Annotated in this window: 20 protein-coding genes; 17 read left to right on the forward strand and 3 right to left on the reverse strand. The window is 68.4% G+C overall.

Annotated elements, in window-relative coordinates; all coding sequences use genetic code 11:
• Positions 1–16: 16 nt before the first annotated feature.
• The 15 genes from prmC (at position 17) to ACIO3S_RS15850 (ending at position 12,774) form a co-directional block, all read left to right on the forward strand.
• The gene (gene prmC / locus ACIO3S_RS15780; RefSeq protein WP_400465307.1) at positions 17–874 is read left to right on the forward strand and encodes a peptide chain release factor N(5)-glutamine methyltransferase; all 858 of its coding nucleotides are present in this window, start codon (positions 17–19) and stop codon (positions 872–874) included.
• Positions 871–1,599, forward strand: a complete 729-nt coding sequence (locus tag ACIO3S_RS15785) for an L-threonylcarbamoyladenylate synthase (protein ID WP_400465310.1) — start codon at positions 871–873, stop codon at positions 1,597–1,599. Before prmC ends, ACIO3S_RS15785 begins: the two co-directional genes overlap by 4 nt.
• A complete protein-coding gene (locus tag ACIO3S_RS15790) occupies positions 1,599–2,774 on the forward strand; it encodes a glycosyltransferase family 4 protein (RefSeq protein WP_400465313.1) in 1,176 nt (391 codons plus the stop codon). The genes ACIO3S_RS15785 and ACIO3S_RS15790 overlap by 1 nt, the downstream gene beginning before the upstream one ends.
• Positions 2,775–2,936: 162 nt before the next feature.
• Complete coding sequence (locus ACIO3S_RS15795; protein WP_350713171.1) at positions 2,937–3,305, forward strand: hypothetical protein; 369 nt, start codon at positions 2,937–2,939, stop codon at positions 3,303–3,305.
• 113 nt (positions 3,306–3,418) lie between these two features.
• Positions 3,419–4,225, forward strand: coding sequence for a F0F1 ATP synthase subunit A (atpB, locus tag ACIO3S_RS15800; protein ID WP_201451248.1), 807 nt, complete (start codon positions 3,419–3,421; stop codon positions 4,223–4,225).
• 78 nt (positions 4,226–4,303) lie between these two features.
• Positions 4,304–4,510 (forward strand): ATP synthase F0 subunit C, encoded by a 207-nt coding sequence (locus ACIO3S_RS15805; RefSeq protein ID WP_091047785.1) that lies wholly within the window; start codon positions 4,304–4,306, stop codon positions 4,508–4,510.
• Between the two features lie 26 nt (positions 4,511–4,536).
• Entirely contained in the window at positions 4,537–5,073 is a 537-nt protein-coding gene (locus ACIO3S_RS15810; protein WP_350713169.1) for a F0F1 ATP synthase subunit B, read from the forward strand.
• On the forward strand, positions 5,073–5,885 hold the full coding sequence (locus ACIO3S_RS15815) for a F0F1 ATP synthase subunit delta (protein WP_400465318.1): 813 nt from the start codon (positions 5,073–5,075) through the stop codon (positions 5,883–5,885). Before ACIO3S_RS15810 ends, ACIO3S_RS15815 begins: the two co-directional genes overlap by 1 nt.
• Positions 5,886–5,969: 84 nt before the next feature.
• The gene (gene atpA, locus ACIO3S_RS15820) at positions 5,970–7,610 is read left to right on the forward strand and encodes a F0F1 ATP synthase subunit alpha (RefSeq protein WP_400465320.1); all 1,641 of its coding nucleotides are present in this window, start codon (positions 5,970–5,972) and stop codon (positions 7,608–7,610) included.
• 3 nt (positions 7,611–7,613) lie between these two features.
• On the forward strand, positions 7,614–8,540 hold the full coding sequence (locus tag ACIO3S_RS15825) for a F0F1 ATP synthase subunit gamma (protein WP_400465323.1): 927 nt from the start codon (positions 7,614–7,616) through the stop codon (positions 8,538–8,540).
• 26 nt (positions 8,541–8,566) lie between these two features.
• The gene (gene atpD / locus ACIO3S_RS15830; RefSeq protein ID WP_350659687.1) at positions 8,567–10,003 is read left to right on the forward strand and encodes a F0F1 ATP synthase subunit beta; all 1,437 of its coding nucleotides are present in this window, start codon (positions 8,567–8,569) and stop codon (positions 10,001–10,003) included.
• On the forward strand, positions 10,003–10,395 hold the full coding sequence (locus ACIO3S_RS15835) for a F0F1 ATP synthase subunit epsilon (RefSeq protein ID WP_045547377.1): 393 nt from the start codon (positions 10,003–10,005) through the stop codon (positions 10,393–10,395). Before atpD ends, ACIO3S_RS15835 begins: the two co-directional genes overlap by 1 nt.
• Before the next feature lie 51 nt (positions 10,396–10,446).
• Positions 10,447–10,863, forward strand: coding sequence for a DUF2550 domain-containing protein (locus ACIO3S_RS15840; protein ID WP_350713203.1), 417 nt, complete (start codon positions 10,447–10,449; stop codon positions 10,861–10,863).
• Positions 10,864–10,965: 102 nt separating this feature from the next.
• Positions 10,966–11,571 carry a DUF1707 domain-containing protein gene (locus ACIO3S_RS15845; protein ID WP_400465326.1) on the forward strand — a complete coding sequence of 202 codons (606 nt, stop codon included), beginning with the start codon at positions 10,966–10,968 and terminating at the stop codon, positions 11,569–11,571.
• Positions 11,572–11,616: 45 nt separating this feature from the next.
• The gene (locus ACIO3S_RS15850; protein WP_400465329.1) at positions 11,617–12,774 is read left to right on the forward strand and encodes an MFS transporter; all 1,158 of its coding nucleotides are present in this window, start codon (positions 11,617–11,619) and stop codon (positions 12,772–12,774) included.
• 76 nt (positions 12,775–12,850) lie between these two features.
• Here the strand turns inward: ACIO3S_RS15850 and ACIO3S_RS15855 are convergent, their stop codons facing one another.
• Positions 12,851–16,021, reverse strand: a complete 3,171-nt coding sequence (locus tag ACIO3S_RS15855; protein WP_400465332.1) for an SNF2-related protein — start codon at positions 16,019–16,021, stop codon at positions 12,851–12,853.
• Between the two features lie 88 nt (positions 16,022–16,109).
• Complete coding sequence (locus tag ACIO3S_RS15860) at positions 16,110–16,325, reverse strand: hypothetical protein (RefSeq protein ID WP_400465335.1); 216 nt, start codon at positions 16,323–16,325, stop codon at positions 16,110–16,112.
• A gap of 73 nt (positions 16,326–16,398) precedes the next feature.
• Between ACIO3S_RS15860 and ACIO3S_RS15865 the strand changes: the two genes are divergently transcribed.
• Positions 16,399–17,379, forward strand: coding sequence for a helix-turn-helix domain-containing protein (locus ACIO3S_RS15865; protein WP_160027763.1), 981 nt, complete (start codon positions 16,399–16,401; stop codon positions 17,377–17,379).
• Here the strand turns inward: ACIO3S_RS15865 and ACIO3S_RS15870 are convergent.
• Positions 17,376–17,948, reverse strand: a complete 573-nt coding sequence (locus ACIO3S_RS15870; protein ID WP_350837908.1) for a cob(I)yrinic acid a,c-diamide adenosyltransferase — start codon at positions 17,946–17,948, stop codon at positions 17,376–17,378. The two genes, ACIO3S_RS15865 and ACIO3S_RS15870, sit on opposite strands and share 4 nt — an antisense overlap.
• Before the next feature lie 196 nt (positions 17,949–18,144).
• Here ACIO3S_RS15870 and ACIO3S_RS15875 point away from each other — a divergent pair, with 196 nt between their 5' ends.
• On the forward strand, positions 18,145–18,453 hold the full coding sequence (locus tag ACIO3S_RS15875; RefSeq protein WP_357338650.1) for an STAS domain-containing protein: 309 nt from the start codon (positions 18,145–18,147) through the stop codon (positions 18,451–18,453).
• Positions 18,454–18,494 lie beyond the last annotated feature (41 nt).

The raw sequence follows: 18,494 nt of genomic DNA on the forward strand, positions 1-18,494 counted from the left end.
TCAGGAGCAGTTGCCCATGACCGCCCCGCGCACACTTCTGGCAAGTGCCCGAAAGCAGCTCGCAGAGGCCGGAGTCGCGAGCCCGGACGCCGATGCGGCCATCTTGTTGGCCCATGTCCTCGACACCGACCGCAACCGCCTCTTCCTCGTCGACGACGTGGCAGAGCCCCACGAGAAGGCCTACACGGACCTGCTCGCCCGCCGCGCGGAGCGCGAGCCGTTGCAGCACCTGACCGGGGTGGCGTACTTCCGGCACGTCGAGCTCGCCGTCGGTCCCGGCGTCTTCGTGCCCCGGCCCGAGACCGAGCTGCTCGCGGGCTGGGCGATCGACCGGGCAGCGACCATCGACCAGCCCGTCGTCGTCGATCTCTGCACCGGGTCGGGCGCGATCGCGAAGAGCATCGCCGACGAGGTCCCGGGCGCCGAGGTGCACGCGGTCGAGCTCTCCGAGGACGCCTACCCCTGGGCCGTACGCAACCTGACCGGCACCGGGGTGGACCTCCGGCAGGGCGACATGGCCGAGGCGTTCGCCGACCTGGACGGCAGCGTCGACGTGCTCGTCTGCAACCCGCCGTACATCCCCCTCGAAGCCTGGGAGTCGGTCGCCGCCGAGGCGCGCGACCACGACCCGGACCTCGCGCTCTTCTCCGGGCAGGACGGGCTGGACGCGATCCGCGTCCTGGAACGGCGGGCCGCCGAGCTGCTCAAGCCCGGGGGAGTGGTCGGCTTCGAGCACGCCGACGAGCAGGGACCGGGCGGTCAGAACGGTGGCGCCCCGGCGGTCTTCAGCAGCACGGGGAGATGGAGCGACGTACGCGATCATGTCGATCTGGCAGGCCGTCCGCGCTTCACGACCGCACAACTGGCAACATGAGCACTGTGACTGAGCGCTACCCGATCGCGACCGAGGACGAGCAGACCGAGGCGATCGATGCTGCTGCGGCTGCCCTTCAGGCCGGCGAGCTCGTGGTCGTACCGACCGACACGGTCTACGGCATCGCCGCCGACGCGTTCGACAAGGGCGCCGTGGCCGGTCTGCTCGCCGCCAAGGGCCGAGGCCGCTCGATGCCGCCGCCGGTGCTGATCTCCAACGTCGCCACCCTCGACGCCCTCGCGACACGGATCCCCGCCTGGGCGCGCAGCCTCGTCGAGGAGCTGTGGCCCGGTGCGCTGACGGTCGTGTTCCACCAGCAGCCGTCGCTGCAGTGGGACCTGGGCGAGGCCCGCCAGACCGTGGCCGTACGCATCCCCGACTCCGACATCCTGCGCCGCATCATCGACCGGGTCGGTCCGCTCGCGACCAGCTCGGCCAACCGCACCACGAAGCCTGCGGCCACCAACGCCGACCAGGCCGACGAGATGCTCGGCAAGATGGTCAAGGCCATCATCGACGGCGGCGAGTCGCCGGTCGGCGAGGCGTCCACGATCATCTCCGCCACGGGTGACGAGCCGAAGGTCCTCCGGGAGGGCGCGATCAGCATCGATCGGATCAACGAGATCCTCGCCCCGCACGATGTCGCCATCCGCCGACCGGGTGATCCGGACCCGTCCGTGACCGACACCGACCTGCCCGCCACGGACGCCGACACAGAAGCCTGATGCGCGCCTACGTCCTCCTCTTCCTGGTCGCCGCCGTGGTGACCTACCTGCTCACCGTCGTCGCCCGCGAGTTCGCGATGCGTACGGGGGCCGTCGCGAAGGTCCGCGACCGCGACGTACACGCCGTTCCGATCCCCTACATGGGTGGCGTGGCGATGCTGGGTGGCCTCGTGGCCGCCTACCTGGTCGCCCGCGAGCTGCCGTTCCTGGCCGATGCGCCGGACTTCGTGCTCCAGGACACCGGCGTGGTGATCCTCGCCGGCGCGCTGATCTGCATCGTCGGCGTCGTCGACGACATCTTCGAGCTCGACGCGCTCACCAAGCTGGGCGGTCAGGTGCTGGCGACGGCGATCCTGGTGGGCTTCAACCTGCAGTACAGCCTGATCACCTTCCCCGACGGCACCCAGTTCTCGATCGACCCCGCCCAGGGCGCGCTGCTCACCGGGCTCGTCGTGATCACCGTGGTTAACGCCGTCAACTTCATCGACGGACTCGACGGTCTGGCCGCGGGGGTCGTCGGTATCGGCGCCCTGGCGCTCTTCCTGTTCTGCTACCAGTTCACCCGGATCAACGACATCGGCCGCGCCTCGACCGCGGCTCTCCTGACTGTCGCCCTCGCCGGAGCCTGCGTCGGCTTCCTCATCCACAACTGGCATCCCGCCCGGCTGTTCATGGGGGACAGCGGCTCGATGCTGATCGGTCTGATCCTCGCCGCCAGCGCGGTCACCCTCTCGGGCTCCTACAACGCCGGCGGGCTGAACGTGAACGCCTTCGACGCCTCCACCGCGCTCCTGGTGACCTTCCTGCCGTTGCTGCTACCCCTGACGATCCTGGTGGTTCCCCTCGTCGACCTCGTGCTGGCCGTCGTACGCCGCACCCGCGCCGGCCGGTCACCCTTCGCCGCGGACAAGAAGCACCTCCACCACCGCCTTCTGGAGATCGGCCACTCCCAGCGCCGTGCCGTGCTGATCATGTGGCTCTGGGCCGGCCTGATGTCCTTCGGATCGGTCTTCGTGACCCTCTACCGCGGCCCGGTCGTCATCGTCGGCGTCATCATCGCCACCGCCCTCATCGTGCTCCTCACCTTCGTCCTCCCGAAGATCCGCGGCGAGCGCACCGACAAGCTCCTCGAGGTCCCCGAGGACCTCACCCCGCTGGAGAATCAGCCCCGGTAGCAGTGCCTTGATCGATCAATTAGGGCGCCCAAAGACGCTTGTGATAGTTTTCACGAGCGTTCGGGATACGCTCCTGAACACGTGAAATGCCCCCAGAGAGAACGGCCGCCGACGATGACGACCGCAACCAGCAAGTCCAAGGTGCTGCGAGGTTCTGCCGCAGTGTCCGCAGTTGCTGTGCTCGCGGCCCTCGCGGTGGCCTTTGTTCTTGCCGGGACTGATGGTCTGACCGGTGCTGCGATCGGATCGATCGCCACCGTTGTCGTGCTTGCGGTCGGTTCCTGGGCGATGTTCTGGATCGCGGCGAAGTCGCCCGCGCTGTCGTTGCCCGCCGCCGTCGGTGTTTTCACGCTGTCAGGCATGGTTCTCTTCGTTGTCCTGCTGGTCGTTTCGCAGACCGGGGGAGACGCTGTCGTACGTCCGGCAGCCTTCTCTGTCATGGCGCTCACCATCGCTTGGACGACCACGTTCGCGTTCCTGGTGCGACGCGAGCGAATCCCGCTCTTCGACCTGCCCGGGGCAGACTCGTGACCCGTCAGTAGCGCCTGATATCGTCCGGGCCGTCGGGGGCGGCCGCCGGGATGATGCCCGAGCCTCAGAGGCTCGCCACCCAGAATCGTAAGTTCGAACAAACAGGAGACAGCGTGAAGTCGCTTGCCGCCACCGTTATGGCGTCGGAGTCGGGGCCTCATATCCCGGGGCCCGCGGACTTCTTCCTTCCGCCGATCGTCGGGTCCGGCGACTGGGCCCTGACCAAGGTGAGTCTCCTGGTCCTGCTGTCCGTCGTGATCGGCTTCGGCTTCTTCTACGCCGCCTCCCGCAAGGCCGCCGTGGTTCCGAGCCGTCTGCAGTTCGCCGGTGAGTACGTCTACGGGATGGTCCGCAACTCCATCGCCCGCGACATCATCGGGTCGAAGGACTACATGAGGTTCGTGCCGTACCTCTTCACGGTCTTCATCTTCATCATCATCAACAACTTCTACGGGATCATCCCGTTCGTCCAGTTCCCCACGATGTCGCACATCGGCTACACGGCGGCCCTGGCGGTCATCACCTGGCTGATCTACAACATCGTCGGCATCGCGAAGCACGGTTTCGTCGGCTACCTCAAGCTCCAGACCGTGCCCAGCGGCGTGAGCGGCCCGATCCTTCTCATGATGGTCCCGTTGGAGTTCCTCTCCAACATCGTGGTCCGCCCGTTCACGCTGGCGATCCGTCTCTTCGCGACCATGTTCGCCGGTCACCTGCTGGTGGCGCTCTTCTCCATCGGTGGCGCCTGGCTGATCCTGGACTACGCTCCCGCGTGGCAGGGCGTCGCCGCCGGCGTCTTCGCGTTCCTGCTCGGCATCTTCGTGTCCTTCCTGGACATGCTGATCATGTTCCTGCAGGCCTATGTCTTCACCCTGCTCTCGGCGATGTACATCGCCGGTGCAGTCGCCGACGAGCACTGACGCCTCGTCTAAACAGCCAACCCAAGTCGACGCACAACAACTGACGCAGATCGCGTCACAACCGAAAGGAATATCCCCATGGAGGGACAGCTCGGAATCATCGGCCTCGGCCTCTCCGCCATCGGCCCGGGTGTCGGTGTCGGTCTGATCTTCGCCGCGTACGTCGCCGGTGTTGCCCGTCAGCCGGAGGCCCAGAGCCGCCTGCAGGCGATCGCGATTCTCGGCTTCGCACTCTGTGAGCAGTTCTTCATCATCTCCCTGGCTCTCGCCTTCGTCCTTCGCTGACGTAGGGAACTACTGAAGGTTCCGACATGATCCTTACCCAGGTAACCGCTGCGGAGACCGAGATCAACCCGTTGGTCCCGCACGTCCCGGAGATCATCCTCGGTTTCATCGTCATCGCCCTCCTCTTCGTGGGAGTTGCGAAGTTCATCGTTCCGAACTTCGAGAAGGCGTACGCCGATCGAACCGCGGCGATCGAAGGTGGCATCGAGAACGCCAACGCCAAGCAGGCCGAGGCAGATGCCAAGCTCGCCCAGCTGGAGGCCCAGCTGGCCGACGCCCGCCACGAGGCTGCCCGCATCCGCGAGCAGGCTCGCGAGGAGGGCGCCGCGATCAAGGCCGAGCTTCGTGCCGAGGCACAGGCCGAGGCCGAGCGCATCATCACCGCCGGCAAGGCGCAGATCGAGGCCGAGCGCCAGGCGGCTGCTACGTCGCTGAAGACCGAGGTCGGCTCGCTGGCCACCGGTCTCGCCGGTCGTATCGTCGGCGAGTCGCTGGACGACGACGAGCGTTCCAGCCGTGTGGTCGAGCGGTTCCTCGCTGACCTCGAGGCAGGGGTTCACTGATGGACTTCCGTGGAGCGTCGGCCGACGCAGTTGCCGCCCTGACCGAGGAGCTGAAGACCGCCGTCTCCGCCTCTCCTGAGGCGGCGGCGAAGGCGGCCGACACCCTCTTCGAGGTCTCCCAGACCCTCCGTGCCGAGGCAGCTCTGCGCCGCTTCGTCACCGACGCCTCGGTGCCGCAGGAGGCCAAGACCGGCCTCGTCGCCGAGCTGTTCGGCGGGAAGGTCGACGCGACGGGCCTCGGCGTGGTCGAGTCGGCGGTCAAGCACCGCTGGACGCACGCCGGTGACCTGAGCGATGCGGTCGAGCGACTGAGCGAGATCGCCGCGGTCCGCAGCGCCGGCGGCGAGGCCAAGCGCCTCGCCGACGAGCTGTTCGCGGTCCAGCAGGCCGTGCAGGAGACGCCGGAGCTGCGCGACGCGCTCTCCGACCCGGCCCGTACGACCGAGGACAAGGCCGCGCTGGTCGACACGCTGCTCGGGGGCAAGGCGCTTCCGGCGACCGTGACCCTGACGAAGCAGGCGCTGGCGGGCACCTACCGCACCGCATCGGCCGCTCTCGGTGAATACCAGAAGGTCGCGGCATCCGTCGCAGACGAGGGCACCGCGGTCATCCGCGTTGCGGCCCCGCTCTCGGAGGCCGAGACCACCCGTCTGGCGGCAGCACTGGCGAGGAAGTACGGCCGTGAGGTCCACCTCAACGTGGTCGTCGATCCGGCTGTCGTCGGTGGCATCAAGGTATCGATCGGTGACGACGTCATCGACGGCACCGTCTCGAGTCGCCTCGAAGGGGCGCAGCGAGCCCTGGCCGGCTGATCCGGCACCGCGGCCGACCTCAACTGGCCGTACGACCCCTGTGTGACACAGACTGACTTGTAAGAACTGAGAGAGAAGGCACAGATGACGGAGCTCTCCATCCGTCCCGACGAGATCCGGGACGCACTGGCAAAGTACGTCGCGGACTACAAGCCGGAGGCGGCGAAGACCGAGGAGGTCGGCACCGTCGCTTCGACCGCGGACGGCATCGCCCGCGTGTCGGGTCTGCCCTCGGCCATGACCAACGAGCTCCTCGAGTTCGAGGACGGCACCCTTGGTCTCGCCCTGAACCTGGACACCCGCGAGATCGGTGTCGTCGTCCTGGGCGACTTCGACAAGATCGAGGAGGGCCAGTCGGTCCGACGTACGGGCGAGGTTCTCTCGGTCCCCGTCGGTGACGGCTACCTCGGCCGCGTCGTGGACCCGCTCGGCAACGCGATCGACGGCCTCGGCGACATCGAGACGGTCGGGCGCCGCGCTCTGGAGCTCCAGGCTCCCGGCGTGATGGCCCGCAAGTCGGTGCACGAGCCGCTCGCCACCGGCATCAAGGCGATCGACGCGATGACCCCGATCGGCCGTGGCCAGCGTCAGCTGATCATCGGTGACCGCTCGACCGGTAAGACCACGGTCGCGATCGACACGATCATCAACCAGAAGCAGAACTGGGAGTCGGGCGACCCCGACAAGCAGGTTCGCTGCATCTACGTAGCCATCGGCCAGAAGGGCTCGACCATCGCCTCCGTGCGTGGCGCCCTCGAGGAGTCCGGTGCGCTGGAGTACACCACGATCGTCGCGGCTCCGGCCTCCGACTCCGCCGGCTTCAAGTACCTCGCCCCCTACACCGGCTCGGCCATCGGCCAGCACTGGATGTACGAGGGCAAGCACGTCCTGATCGTCTTCGACGATCTGACCAAGCAGGCCGAGGCCTACCGCGCCGTGTCGCTGCTGCTGCGCCGCCCGCCCGGCCGTGAGGCCTACCCGGGTGACGTCTTCTACCTGCACTCCCGGCTGCTGGAGCGCTGCGCGAAGCTCTCCGACGAGATGGGCGCGGGCTCGATGACCGGTCTGCCGATCATCGAGACCAAGGCCAACGACGTCTCGGCGTTCATCCCGACCAACGTCATCTCCATCACAGACGGTCAGATCTTCCTGCAGTCCGACCTGTTCGCGGCCAACCAGCGCCCGGCGATCGACGTCGGCGTCTCGGTCTCCCGTGTCGGTAGCGCCGCGATGACCAAGGCCCTCAAGGGCGTCACCGGCTCGCTCAAGGTCGAGCTCGCGCAGTACCGCGCGATGGAGGCCTTCGCGATGTTCGCCTCCGACCTGGACGCGGCCTCGAAGCAGCAGCTCGCCCGCGGTCAGCGGCTGATGGCGCTGCTCAAGCAGCCGGCCTACTCGCCCTACCCGATCGACGAGATGACCGTCTCGCTGTGGCTGGGCACCTCCGGCAGCCTGGACATCGTCCCGGTCGAGGACGTGCTCAAGTTCGAGCGGGAGTTCCTCGACTTCCTGCGTCGCTCCCACGACGGCATCCTCGCCGGCATCCGTGAGTCGCTGAAGTTCGAGGACTCCACCGAGTCCGAGCTGAAGAAGGCTTACGACTCGTTCCTCGACCAGTTCGAGACCTCGGAGGGCCACTCGATCAAGCCGGGTTCCGCCAAGGAGCAGGCCCTGGCTGACGAGGACGTCGAGCAGGAGCAGATCGTCAAGCAGAAGCGGGGCTGACCCATGGCCGTGTCAGTGCGTGAACTCCGCGCGCGGATCAAGTCGACGGAGTCGATGAAGAAGATCACGCGTGCCATGGAGCTCATCGCTGCGTCCCGGATCATCAAGGCGCAGCAGCGGGCCAATGCGGCCGCGCCGTACGCCCGTGAGCTCACCCGCGCCGTCTCGGCGGTGGCGACCTACTCCAACGTGGACCACCCGCTGACCACCGAGCCGGAGGCGCCCACCCGCGCCGCCGTGCTGGTGGTCACCAGCGACCGTGGTCTGGCGGGCTCCTACTCCTCGAGCGTGCTCAAGGAGGCCGAGGGCCTGGTCGAGAAGCTCAAGGCCGAGGGCAAGGAGGTCGACCTCTACGTCACCGGACGCAAGGCGGAGGCCTTCTACAAGTTCCGCGGTCGTTCCGTGGCGCAGGCCTGGACCGGCTTCTCCGACCGCCCGGACTTCGACGCGGCCAAGGAGATCGGCGAGAAGCTGATCGAGGTCTTCGTCGAGGGCACCGAGGCCGAGAAGGCCGCCGCTCCCGGCGTCGACGAGGTCCACGTGGTCTACACGCGGTTCATCACCATGATGACGCAGAAGCCCACCGCCGTACGTCTCCTGCCTCTGGAGGTCGTCGAGGGCACCGAGGCTCCGGCCGAGGGCGATGTCCTCCCGCTCTACGAGTTCGAGCCGTCGGCCGAGGCCGTGCTCGACTCGCTGCTCCCGCAGTACGTCGTGAGCCGGATCTGGTTCGCGCTGCTGCAGGCCGCCGCCTCCGAGCTGGCCCAGCGCCAGAAGGCGATGAAGTCGGCCACCGACAATGCCGATGAGCTCATCAAGAAGTTCACCCGGGTTGCCAACCAGGCTCGCCAGGCAGGCATCACCCAGGAGATCAGCGAGATCGTCGGCGGCGTGAACGCGCTCGCCGACGCCCAGGCTGCGAACGACTGAGAACCCACAGAAGGACTGACTAGAAAATGACCGCACAGGTTGACGAGAAGACCACGACGGGCCGTATCGCCCGCGTGATCGGCCCGGTCGTCGACGTGGAGTTCCCCGTCGACGCCATGCCGGACATCTACAACAAGCTCGAGGTCGAGGTCACCATCAGCGGTGAGACGACGACCCTGCCGCTCGAGGTTGCCCAGCACATCGGTGACGGCATGGTCCGCGCGATCTCGCTGAAGCCGACCGACGGCGTCGTCCGCGGCTCTTCGGTGCGTGACACCGGCGGCCCGATCACGGTTCCCGTGGGTGACGTCACCCTCGGCCACGTGTTCAACGCGACCGGTGACATCCTCGACGTCGACCCGGCCACGGTCGAGGTCAACGAGCGCTGGGGCATCCACCGCAAGGCTCCGGCCTTCGACCAGCTGGAGTCCAAGACCCAGATGTTCGAGACGGGCATCAAGGTCATCGACCTCCTCACCCCCTATGTGACCGGTGGAAAGATCGGCCTCTTCGGTGGTGCGGGCGTCGGCAAGACCGTCCTCATCCAGGAGATGATCGCCCGAGTCGCCAAGAACCACGGTGGTGTCTCCGTGTTCGCCGGTGTCGGCGAGCGCACCCGTGAGGGCAACGACCTCATCCACGAGATGCAGGAGGCCGGCGTCTACGACAAGGTCGCCCTGACCTTCGGCCAGATGGACGAGCCGCCGGGCACGCGTCTTCGCGTGGCCCTCTCGGCGCTGACGATGGCGGAGTACTTCCGCGACGTCCAGGGCCAGGACGTGCTGCTGTTCATCGACAACATCTTCCGCTTCACCCAGGCGGGCTCCGAGGTCTCGACCCTGCTGGGCCGGATGCCTTCGGCCGTGGGTTACCAGCCCAACCTGGCTGATGAGATGGGTCAGCTCCAGGAGCGGATCACCTCGACGCGTGGTCACTCGATCACCTCGATGCAGGCGATCTACGTGCCGGCCGACGACTACACCGACCCGGCTCCGGCGACCACGTTCGCCCACCTGGACGCCACCACCGAGCTCTCCCGCGAGATCGCGTCGCTGGGTATCTACCCGGCCGTGGACCCGCTGACCTCGACGTCGCGAATCCTGGACCCGCAGTACATCGGTCAGGACCACTACGACTGCGCCGTCCGCGTGAAGCAGATCCTCCAGCGCAACAAGGAGCTGCAGGACATCATCGCGATCCTGGGTGTCGACGAGCTCTCCGAGGAAGACAAGATCATCGTCTCCCGCGCTCGCCGGATCCAGCGGTTCCTGTCGCAGAACACCTACGTTGCCAAGCAGTTCACCGGCATCGAGGGTTCGACGGTTCCGGTCAAGGACACCATCGAGGCGTTCAACAAGATCGCCGAGGGTGAGTACGACCACGTCGCCGAGCAGGCGTTCTTCATGTGCGGTGGCCTCGACGACGTCGAGGCGAAGTGGGCCGAGATCCAGAAGAGCCTCTGATGACGGACGCACTTCAGGTGGAACTCGTCGCTGCAGACCGCGTGGTCTGGAGCGGCGGGGCCACCATGGTCATCGCCCGAACGGTCGACGGTGATGTCGGCGTCCTGCGCGGTCACGCGCCGGTGCTGTCGGCTCTCACCGAGGCGGTCGTGGAGATCACTCCGGAGGAGGGCACCGAGGTCATCGCGACCGTCGACGGTGGCTTCCTCTCGGTGGCCAACGACCGCGTCTCGATCCTGTCCGAGCACGTGCTGCTGGCCCACGAGATCGACCTCAGCCAGGCTGAGGTCGAGCTCGAGGAGGCCCGTCGCCTGCTCGGCACCAACAACGACGCCGAGAAGCGCATCCGTCGTGCCGAGGCACGCATCCGCGCTGTCGAGAAGGCCTCCTAGGGAAAGAGGGGCGATACCCGGATGGCATGGTGGGAGCTGCTCTTGGCCGTTGTGGCCGCATTGCTTCTGCTTGTCCTCGCCTATGGCGTCGGGATCGCCGTACGCCGCCGTCTGCTCGCTCGCAACGGCGGCGTCTTCGAACTGAGCCACCGCGTCCGGGACACCAGTCCCGGGCGCGGTTGGGTCATCGGCATCGGCCGCTACTCCGGTGATGCTCAGCTGGAGTGGTTCCGGATCTTCTCGCTCTCGCCCAAACCCAAACGGGTCTGGCGCCGGGTCGAGATCGTCTATGTCTCCAGCCGCTCTCCCGAGGGGATCGAGGAGCTCGTCCTCTACCCCGAGAGCCTGATCGTGACCTGCGACGTCAAGGGCGAGCACATCGACCTGGCCATGGACCAGCAGACCCTCATCGGCTTCCAGGCCTGGCTGGAGTCTCGCCCCATGCGGTCCACCTGGACCGTCTTCTGACGTCTTCCTCCGACCGTCTCCGGCACAACACCGGGGTCGGTCGGTTTGCTTTCGGGGGCTTCCCTGATTGTCCGGAAGGCGTTCGCGGCGGATCGTAGAGGTATGTCCTCAACTGCCCCGATCCCGACCCCGCCCACCCCACCCACCCCGCCGACTCAGGTCCCCGGCGACGAGCTGCGCTGCACCGACGCCGATCGCGACCGCGTGATCGACGTCCTCAAGTCCGCCTACGCCGACGGCCGGCTCGACCAGGCCGAGTTCGACCTCCGGTTCGACCTGACCATGAAGTCGAAGACGTACGCCGCCCTGGAGCCGATCACCCGCGACCTGGTCGCGCAGCCGGCCCCATCTCCGGCGAAGCCCGCCCGCGACCTGCTGCCGCCGCCGACCACCGAGGAGCGGCTTCTGGGCGCCCTCGCCCAGGCCACGACCTTGGTGCCGATCGTCGTCGGCCCGGCGATCCTCTACTACACCGTCGGCAAGCGTTCCGAGTTCGTGAAGCACCACGCCGCCGGTGCGCTCAACCTGCAGCTCACCCTGCTCGCAGTCACGATCGTGACCTTCGGCCTCGGCGGCGCGCTCTACGGGATCGCCTGGGTGCTCGCGGCTGCCTTCGCGGTCGTCGCACTCGCCGGCGCCCCGCTGCGCCAGCCGTGGGTGCTGCCGATCTTCGGCCGCGGCGGGCCGTACGAGAAGAAGCGGGACTGATCCCCCGCACCTGGACGCGGCCCGGGGCCGCACTAGCCTTTACTTGTGACGCCTCTCCGCCGTGCCCAGGCCGGATCGGTGGTGGCGTTCGCCACCAACGGTCTGCTGTCCGCGACCTTCATCTCCCGCATCCCCGCGCTCCGCGAGAGCCTTGGCCTGAACAACTCGGCCGTCGGCCTGATGCTGCTGGCGATGGGCATCGGCTCCGTCGCCGCGCTGCCGCTCGCCGGGGGACTGGTGGTGCGTTGGGGCGCTGCCCGGGTCGTACGCCGCTGCGCGGTGCTCTGCGTCGCCTCCCTGACCCTGGTGGCGATCTCCGGCAGCTGGCTGGAACAGGCGTGGCTGGTGGCGCTGTTCCTGGTGACGTACGGGGTCGGCTACGGGGTCTGGGACGTCGCCATGAACGTCGAAGGGGCTGCGGTCGAGCGGCTCGGCGGCAAGACGCTGATGCCGCAGCTGCACGCGATGTGGAGCGTCGGCACCGTGCTCGGCGGACTGCTGGGCATCGCCCTGGTGGGCACGCTGCCGACGGTGTGGCACATCGCCGGGGTCGCGGCGATCGCGCTTGCGGTCTGCTGGTGGGGGACCCTGGGGTTCCTCCCGGCCGAGGCGCCCCCGGAAGGGCACTCGCCGCGGCGTGAGCTGATCGCCGCCTGGCGCTCACCCCAGACGCTGCTGCTGGGGCTCATGGTGCTCGCCTTCGCCGCCGCCGAGGGGAGCGCCAACGACTGGGTCTCGCTGGCGATGATCGACGGCTACGACGTGAGCCACCGGGTCGGGGTGGCGTGCTACGCGGCGTTCGTCTTCTGCATGAGCCTCGCCCGCTTCGCCGGCGCGAAGGTGATCGACCGGGTCGGCCGGCAGCCGGTCCTGATCACCTCGGCGGCGCTGGCGGGCATCGGGATCGTGCTGACGGTGTTCGCCGGCTCGTTCGGGCTCGCGCTGGCCGGGATCGTCCTGTGGGGCTTCGGCGCGGCCCTCGGCTTCCCCCTGGGGATCAGTATCGCCGCCGACGACGAGACCCGGGCCGCTGCTCGCGTCTCGGTCGTCTCCACGCTGGCCTACGGGGCCTTCCTCGGCTTCCCGCCCATCCTGGGCGCCGTGGGCGATCAGATCGGCACCCTGAGGGCGCTCCTGGTCGTCGCCGTCCTGATGGTTCCTGCGGCGGCGTTGGCGGCGACGGTCGCAAGGCGGCGTAGGTGATTTCGAGCCGAGTCGGCGCATCCGCACGCCTCGCTCGCTTCGCTTCGCTCCAAGGCGTGCAGATGCGCCGACTCGGCTACTCGAAGAGGGCGCGGATGTCGTCGGCGCCGATGGTGGAGCCCATGGCACCTTCGCCGTCGACGACCTTCGCGAAGAGCTCGGCCTTGCGCTCCTTGAGCTCCATGACCTTCTCCTCGATCGTGTCGGTCGAGACCAGCCGGTAGACCATGACGTGCTGGGTCTGGCCGATGCGGTGGGCGCGGTCGACGGCCTGGGCCTCGGCGGCGGGGTTCCACCACGGGTCGAGGACGAAGACGTAGTCGGCCTCGGTCAGGGTCAGACCGACGCCACCGGCCTTCAGGGAGATCAGGAAGACCGGGGCGTCGCCGTCGCGGAAGCTCTCGATGACCGCGCCGCGGTCTCGGGTGGCGCCGTCGAGGTAGGCGGCGTCGATGCCCGCCTCCTTGAGCCGGGTGCGCGCCCGGCCGAGGAACGAGGTGAACTGGCTGAAGACCAGCGCCTTGTGGCCCTCGGCCGCGAGCTCCTCGATGTGGTCGACCAGCGTGTCGAGCTTGGCGGAGCCGACGTCGTCGTCATCGGGGTCGACGAGGCCGGGGTCGAGGGAGAGCTGTCGCAGCCTGGTCAGCGCACTGAGGATCGCGACCCGGTTGTCGTTGAAGTCGTCGAGCAGGTGCAGGATCCGCTGCCGCTCCTTGGCCAGGTGGGCGTCGTAGATCTTGCGGTGCGCCGGGTTCAGGTCCACGCCGAGGACCTGCTCCTGCTTGGGCGGCAGGTCGTCGGCGACGAGCTCCTTCGTACGCCGCAGCAGGAACGGGCGCAGCCGGGTCCGGAACCGGCGCAGCGCCGCGTCGTCACCCGACTTCTCGACGGGAGAGACCACCGTGTCGCGGAACAGCCGGGGGCTGGGGTAGAGCCCCGGCGCGGTGATCGAGAGCAGCGCCCACAGCTCCATCAGCCGGTTCTCGAACGGCGTGCCCGTCACCGCGAGACGCCAGCGGGCATCGATGCGGCGGGCCGCTGCGTACGTCTTGGACTGGTGGTTCTTGACCTGCTGGGCCTCGTCGAGGACGAGACCGGCCCAGGGCCGCCCGGCGAAGGCGTCCTGCTCGAGCCGGAGGATGGCGTACGTCGTGACCACGACGTCGGCGCCCTCGCGGGCCTCGGCGACGGAGTCGATGCGCTTGCTCACCGTGCTCACCCGGAGGCCGGGGGTGTGGCGGCGGGCCTCCTGCACCCAGGCCGGTACGACGCTGGTGGGCGCCACCACGAGATAGGGGACGCGCGTCTCCGGCTGGGTGTGCACGGCGTGGGAGATCGTGGCCAGCACCTGGAGCGTCTTGCCCAGACCCATGTCGTCGGCGAGGATCCCGCCGAGACCCTGCTCGTGCAGAAACGCCAGCCAGTGGAAGCCGTCGAGCTGGTAATGGCGAAGCTCGGTCGCCAGCCCGGTTGGCTCCGGCCGGGGGATCTCGCGCAGGTCGCGCAGCGCCTGGGCGCGCTGGACCCATTCGGCGGCCTGCTGGTCGACCACGCCGAGCTCGGCGAGCTCGGCCCAGACGCCGAGGTCGTGCTTGCCGACCGCGATCCCGTCGCCGGTGCGCTCGTGGAGCTGTCCGGCGGCCTCGACGACGTTGCGCAGTCGGTCGAGCTCGGGGCGGTCGGTGGTGATGTAGGTGCCGCTGGGGAGGATCAGGTGGTCATCGCCGCGGGTCAGCGCTCCGAGCACGTCGGGAAGCGGCACGGCCTCGGCGCCGATCCGGATCACGACCTGCAGGTCGAGCCAGTCCTGCCCGGCCACGGCGGCACCGTCGGGCGAGGTGATCTCGAAGGAGATCTCGGGGTCCTCGTCGGTCTCGCGGAAGTCGGGCCGCTCGACCTCGGTGACCTCGACGCCCTCGATCTCACGCAGCGCCGGCAGGTCGTGGATGGCGAGCGCGAGCGCGTCCCCGTCGCGTACCTCCTGCTTGCGGAGCAGCTCGGTGGAGACCTTCGCGCGCAGCGCGGCCTCCTCGGCCGGGTTGCGGACGAGGCCGAGGTCTTCGCGGGAGTCCACCGGGTAGTGACGTACGCCGTAGGCCCAGGTCCAGCCGAGCGTGGCATGCGTCGAGCTGCGCCAGGTGACCGTCAGGGTCAGGCGCGGCGCGGGAGGCTCCGGGATGTCGAGGGAGTCGTCGGCCGAGCGCAGCGGCACCAGCCGGGCCAGCGGGCCCAGCAGGGCGCTCAGCGTGCCGATCTCGGCCTCGGGGACGGTCAGCGGGTCCCGGGCGGTCACCAACCGCTGTGCGTGGGTCGAGAGCGGTCCGGACAGGTCAGCGAGATGGAGCACCCCGGCATCGAGCACGCCCACCGAGCGGGTCGGGCGACCGATCGGGAGCACCGTCGGGCCGGCGTAGACCCGGTCACCGTGGGCCAGTCCGAAGCGGAGGACGGCCTCGCCGTCCTCGCGGCGCAGCTCGCCGGCGAGCGAGAGCGGCTCCTCGAAGATCACCACGCCGCGTACGTTCTCACCGGGCAGGACGGTCACACCGCCGCGGATCGCGTCGCGGAGCAGGCTGACCGCGTGCTCGCCGAAGTCGGCGAGGCTGAGCGAGGAGCCTCGGGCGTAGAGCAGCCGGTCGGACCGCAGTTGGCGGGCCAGCTCCTGCAGGGGGAGCAGCTGGCTGCGGGGGAAGTCCTTGCCGGGCACCGCGTTGGGGATGTTGGCCCAGTCGGCGCCGGTCTTCGCCCAGCGCTCGCGATTGCCCATGCGCATCGGGCGCAGCTCGACGGTGGGGGAGCCCGCCACGGCCGACCGTGGGCTGTGTACGTCGATCTCGAGCGCCAGCGCGGGCAGGTCGTCCTCGGGCTTGTTGTCCTCGGCGAGCTGGCCCAGGAGCGTACGCAGCTCCGTCTCCCACGACGGGCCCATCGGCGTCGCCGCGGCGCGCGTGCCGGCGAGCACCAGGCCGAGCGCAGCACCGTGCTTGCAGTTGTTGTGCACCGGGCAGCTGCACGAGCTGGTCGCTCTGACGACGCCGTTCCTGGAGTCCAGGTTGAGGGTCACGCGGTAGGGAGCCGGGCTGGTGCCTCTGACCTCGGCCGCCGCTCGCAGCGCACTGCTGCCGATCTCGGTGACCCGGGGCTCACCGACCCGGCCCTGGGCCGCGTAGGCCTCGCCACGCTCGATGGTCTGGGGGTCGAAGGTCTCGCGGAGCAGGTCGTTCGTGAGAGCTTCGAGCAAGGGCACCCGATCTATTCTTCCAGCATGAGGCGGGTTCTGCGACTTCGTGGACGCTCGTGGTGAGCAGCGTCTCGTTCGATGCGGTGGCAGTGGTCTAGACCAGCAGTGCGTCACCACGGAGTCTCGGTGCATTCATCGGCATGCATAGACGCACGCCCGACATCGCGTCGCGGACAACCGGATCCGAACCGATCGCGACAACTTTGTCGCGCAAAAAGAAAGCCACCTCGATCCGAGCGGGGGGATCCGGACCGAGGTGGCGATGAATACTTTCGGCCAAGTTGCCGGTGAATGCAAGTCGAACCGCCATGGCGGGAATGTGACGTGTCGTATATCTGCCATGATGACCGTCGTTCGTTCCCCGCCACGGAAAGGCATCTCGGATGCTCGATGCGCTCGGTCTCGACAATCTCGAGGAGACGGTCTACCGCCAGCTGGTCGCCGCGCCGTCGGCCAACCTCGAAGAGCTGGCCGAAGCGGCCGACCTGGACACTTACGCGGTCTCGGCGGTGCTGTCCGCGCTGGAGGGAAAGGGCCTCGTCGCCCGCGCCTCGGCCGGTCAGGATCGCTACGTCGCCTCCCCGCCGGCGGTGGCGCTCGGGGCGCTGCTCGTCCAGCGCCAGGACGAGCTGCGCCGAGCGCAGGTCGAGATGACCGAGCTCGCCGGGCTCTATCGGGGCTCGGTCGCTCGCCGCGACGTGGCCGACGTCGTCGACGTCGTGCACGGCACCGAGGCCATCGCCCAGCGGTTCGCTCAGCTGCAGTACTCGGCGAAGAAGTGCATCCAGGCGCTGCAGAAGCCGCAGGCGGCGGTCGTCACCCGGGAGGACGCCGACGAGGCCGAGCGGGCCGCGATCGAACGTGGCGTCCGGCACGACATCGTCCTGGAGCGCTCCGTCTTCGACACCCCCGGCATCTACGAGACCATCGACTCCGGTCTCGAGATCGGGATCGAGCTGCGGGTCGTGCCGACGGTGCCGCTGCGCGCCTTCATCGTCGACCGGGAGATCGCCCTGATCCCGCTCATGAACGGTGAGCACAACACGGTCCAAGACGCTCTGCTGCTCCACCCCAGCGGCCTCCTCGACGCGATCATCGCCCTCTTCGACCTGATCTGGACCTCGGCCCCCAAGCTCGTCGCGACGCCGGAGGGCACGGTCGAGACGGCCGCCGATCGCCTCGAGCCCCTGGACACCAAGGTGCTCTCGCTGCTGCTCGCCGGCCTGACCGACGCCTCCATCGGGGCGCAGCTCGGGCTGTCGCTGCGTACGGTCCAGCGGCGGGTGCGCCAGATGATGGACCGCGCGCAGGTCGACACCCGCCTCCAGCTCGGCTACGAGGCGGGTCGTCGCGGCTGGCTCTAGCGTTCGCCGCCCGGCACCCACAGGACGTCGCCCTGCTCGCGGTTGGCGTGCCGGGCGAGGATGAAGAGCAGGTCGCTGAGGCGGTTGAGGTAGGTCAGGGCGAGCTTGTTCATGGTCTCGCCGTGGACCTCGTACGCAGCCCAGGCCGCCCGCTCCGCGCGGCGCACGACGGTGCGGGCCACGTGCAGGTGGGCCGCGGCCACGGTGCCGCCGGAGAGGATGAACGAGCGCAGCTTCTCCAGCGGCTCGTTGTAGTCGTCGCACCAGGCCTCGAGCCGGTCGATGTAGGCCTGCTCGACGCGGAGCGGCGGATACTCGGGGTCCTCGACGACCGGGGTCGACAGGTCGGCGCCCACGTCGAAGAGGTCGTTCTGGACGGTCGTCAGCACTTTCACGACGTCCTCGTCGATGCCGCCGTGAGCCAGTGCGACACCGATCGCCGCCCCGGCCTCGTCGGTCGTCGCGTACGCCTCCAGCCGCAGATCGGTCTTGGCGGTCAGGCTCATGTCGCCGAGCCGGGTCTCACCGGCGTCGCCGGTGCGGGTGTAGATGCGCGTCAGGTTGACCATGCGCTGAGCCTATGCGGAGGGCCTACTTTCGGCGAACGTGGTCAATTGACAGAAAATTGGGACAAGAGTGACGAATGAGGCTGGTGAGGTGCAACCAATCGGAGCAGCCGCGCGTCATAGTGGGCGAGAGGGAGCGTCATGTAGGCGTAGAGCTTCTGTGTAGGGCAATCCAGTTCCTGGGGGATGGAGGCAGGGCATGGAGATCTTGATCGACGGGCCGACGCTGGTGCTGAACGGAGATTTCGACGTACGCAGCACCTGGATGGCACGCAGCGTGATCTACGACCATCTCGACTCGGTGGAGGGTGACGTCGTGCTCGACGTCTCCGGCGTGAGCAGTGCTGATGTGACGGCGCTGAAGCTGCTCGCCGTCGCGACCAGGCAGGCCCATGCGGAGGGGCGCCGCCTCACTCTGCAGGGCTGCACCCCCGCGGTGCGCCGGATGCTCCACCTCTCCAGGCTCTATCGTGTTCTCGAGGTGGAGAACTCACCGCTCATCGCCTAGCGGCGCGGTGGGTAAAGGAGTGGCCCGGTGAGTGACATCTT

This window comes from Nocardioides sp. NPDC087217, assembly GCF_044744805.1.
Classification (GTDB): domain Bacteria; phylum Actinomycetota; class Actinomycetes; order Propionibacteriales; family Nocardioidaceae; genus Nocardioides.

Bases quoted from the DNA above. Each gene is read 5' to 3' on its own strand.
- ACIO3S_RS15845 (WP_400465326.1), top strand. From the start codon at position 10,966: ATGTCCTCAACTGCCCCGATCCCGACCCCGCCCACCCCACCCACCCCG.
- ACIO3S_RS15810 (WP_350713169.1), top strand. From the start codon at position 4,537: ATGATCCTTACCCAGGTAACCGCTGCGGAGACCGAGATCAACCCGTTG.
- ACIO3S_RS15875 (WP_357338650.1), top strand. From the start codon at position 18,145: ATGGAGATCTTGATCGACGGGCCGACGCTGGTGCTGAACGGAGATTTC.
- atpA (WP_400465320.1), top strand. From the start codon at position 5,970: ATGACGGAGCTCTCCATCCGTCCCGACGAGATCCGGGACGCACTGGCA.
- ACIO3S_RS15860 (WP_400465335.1), bottom strand. From the start codon at position 16,325: ATGGCGGTTCGACTTGCATTCACCGGCAACTTGGCCGAAAGTATTCAT.
- ACIO3S_RS15785 (WP_400465310.1), top strand. From the start codon at position 871: ATGAGCACTGTGACTGAGCGCTACCCGATCGCGACCGAGGACGAGCAG.
- prmC (WP_400465307.1), top strand. From the start codon at position 17: ATGACCGCCCCGCGCACACTTCTGGCAAGTGCCCGAAAGCAGCTCGCA.
- ACIO3S_RS15865 (WP_160027763.1), top strand. From the start codon at position 16,399: ATGCTCGATGCGCTCGGTCTCGACAATCTCGAGGAGACGGTCTACCGC.
- ACIO3S_RS15805 (WP_091047785.1), top strand. From the start codon at position 4,304: ATGGAGGGACAGCTCGGAATCATCGGCCTCGGCCTCTCCGCCATCGGC.
- ACIO3S_RS15825 (WP_400465323.1), top strand. From the start codon at position 7,614: ATGGCCGTGTCAGTGCGTGAACTCCGCGCGCGGATCAAGTCGACGGAG.
- ACIO3S_RS15790 (WP_400465313.1), top strand. From the start codon at position 1,599: ATGCGCGCCTACGTCCTCCTCTTCCTGGTCGCCGCCGTGGTGACCTAC.
- ACIO3S_RS15835 (WP_045547377.1), top strand. From the start codon at position 10,003: ATGACGGACGCACTTCAGGTGGAACTCGTCGCTGCAGACCGCGTGGTC.
- ACIO3S_RS15870 (WP_350837908.1), bottom strand. From the start codon at position 17,948: ATGGTCAACCTGACGCGCATCTACACCCGCACCGGCGACGCCGGTGAG.
- ACIO3S_RS15815 (WP_400465318.1), top strand. From the start codon at position 5,073: ATGGACTTCCGTGGAGCGTCGGCCGACGCAGTTGCCGCCCTGACCGAG.
- atpD (WP_350659687.1), top strand. From the start codon at position 8,567: ATGACCGCACAGGTTGACGAGAAGACCACGACGGGCCGTATCGCCCGC.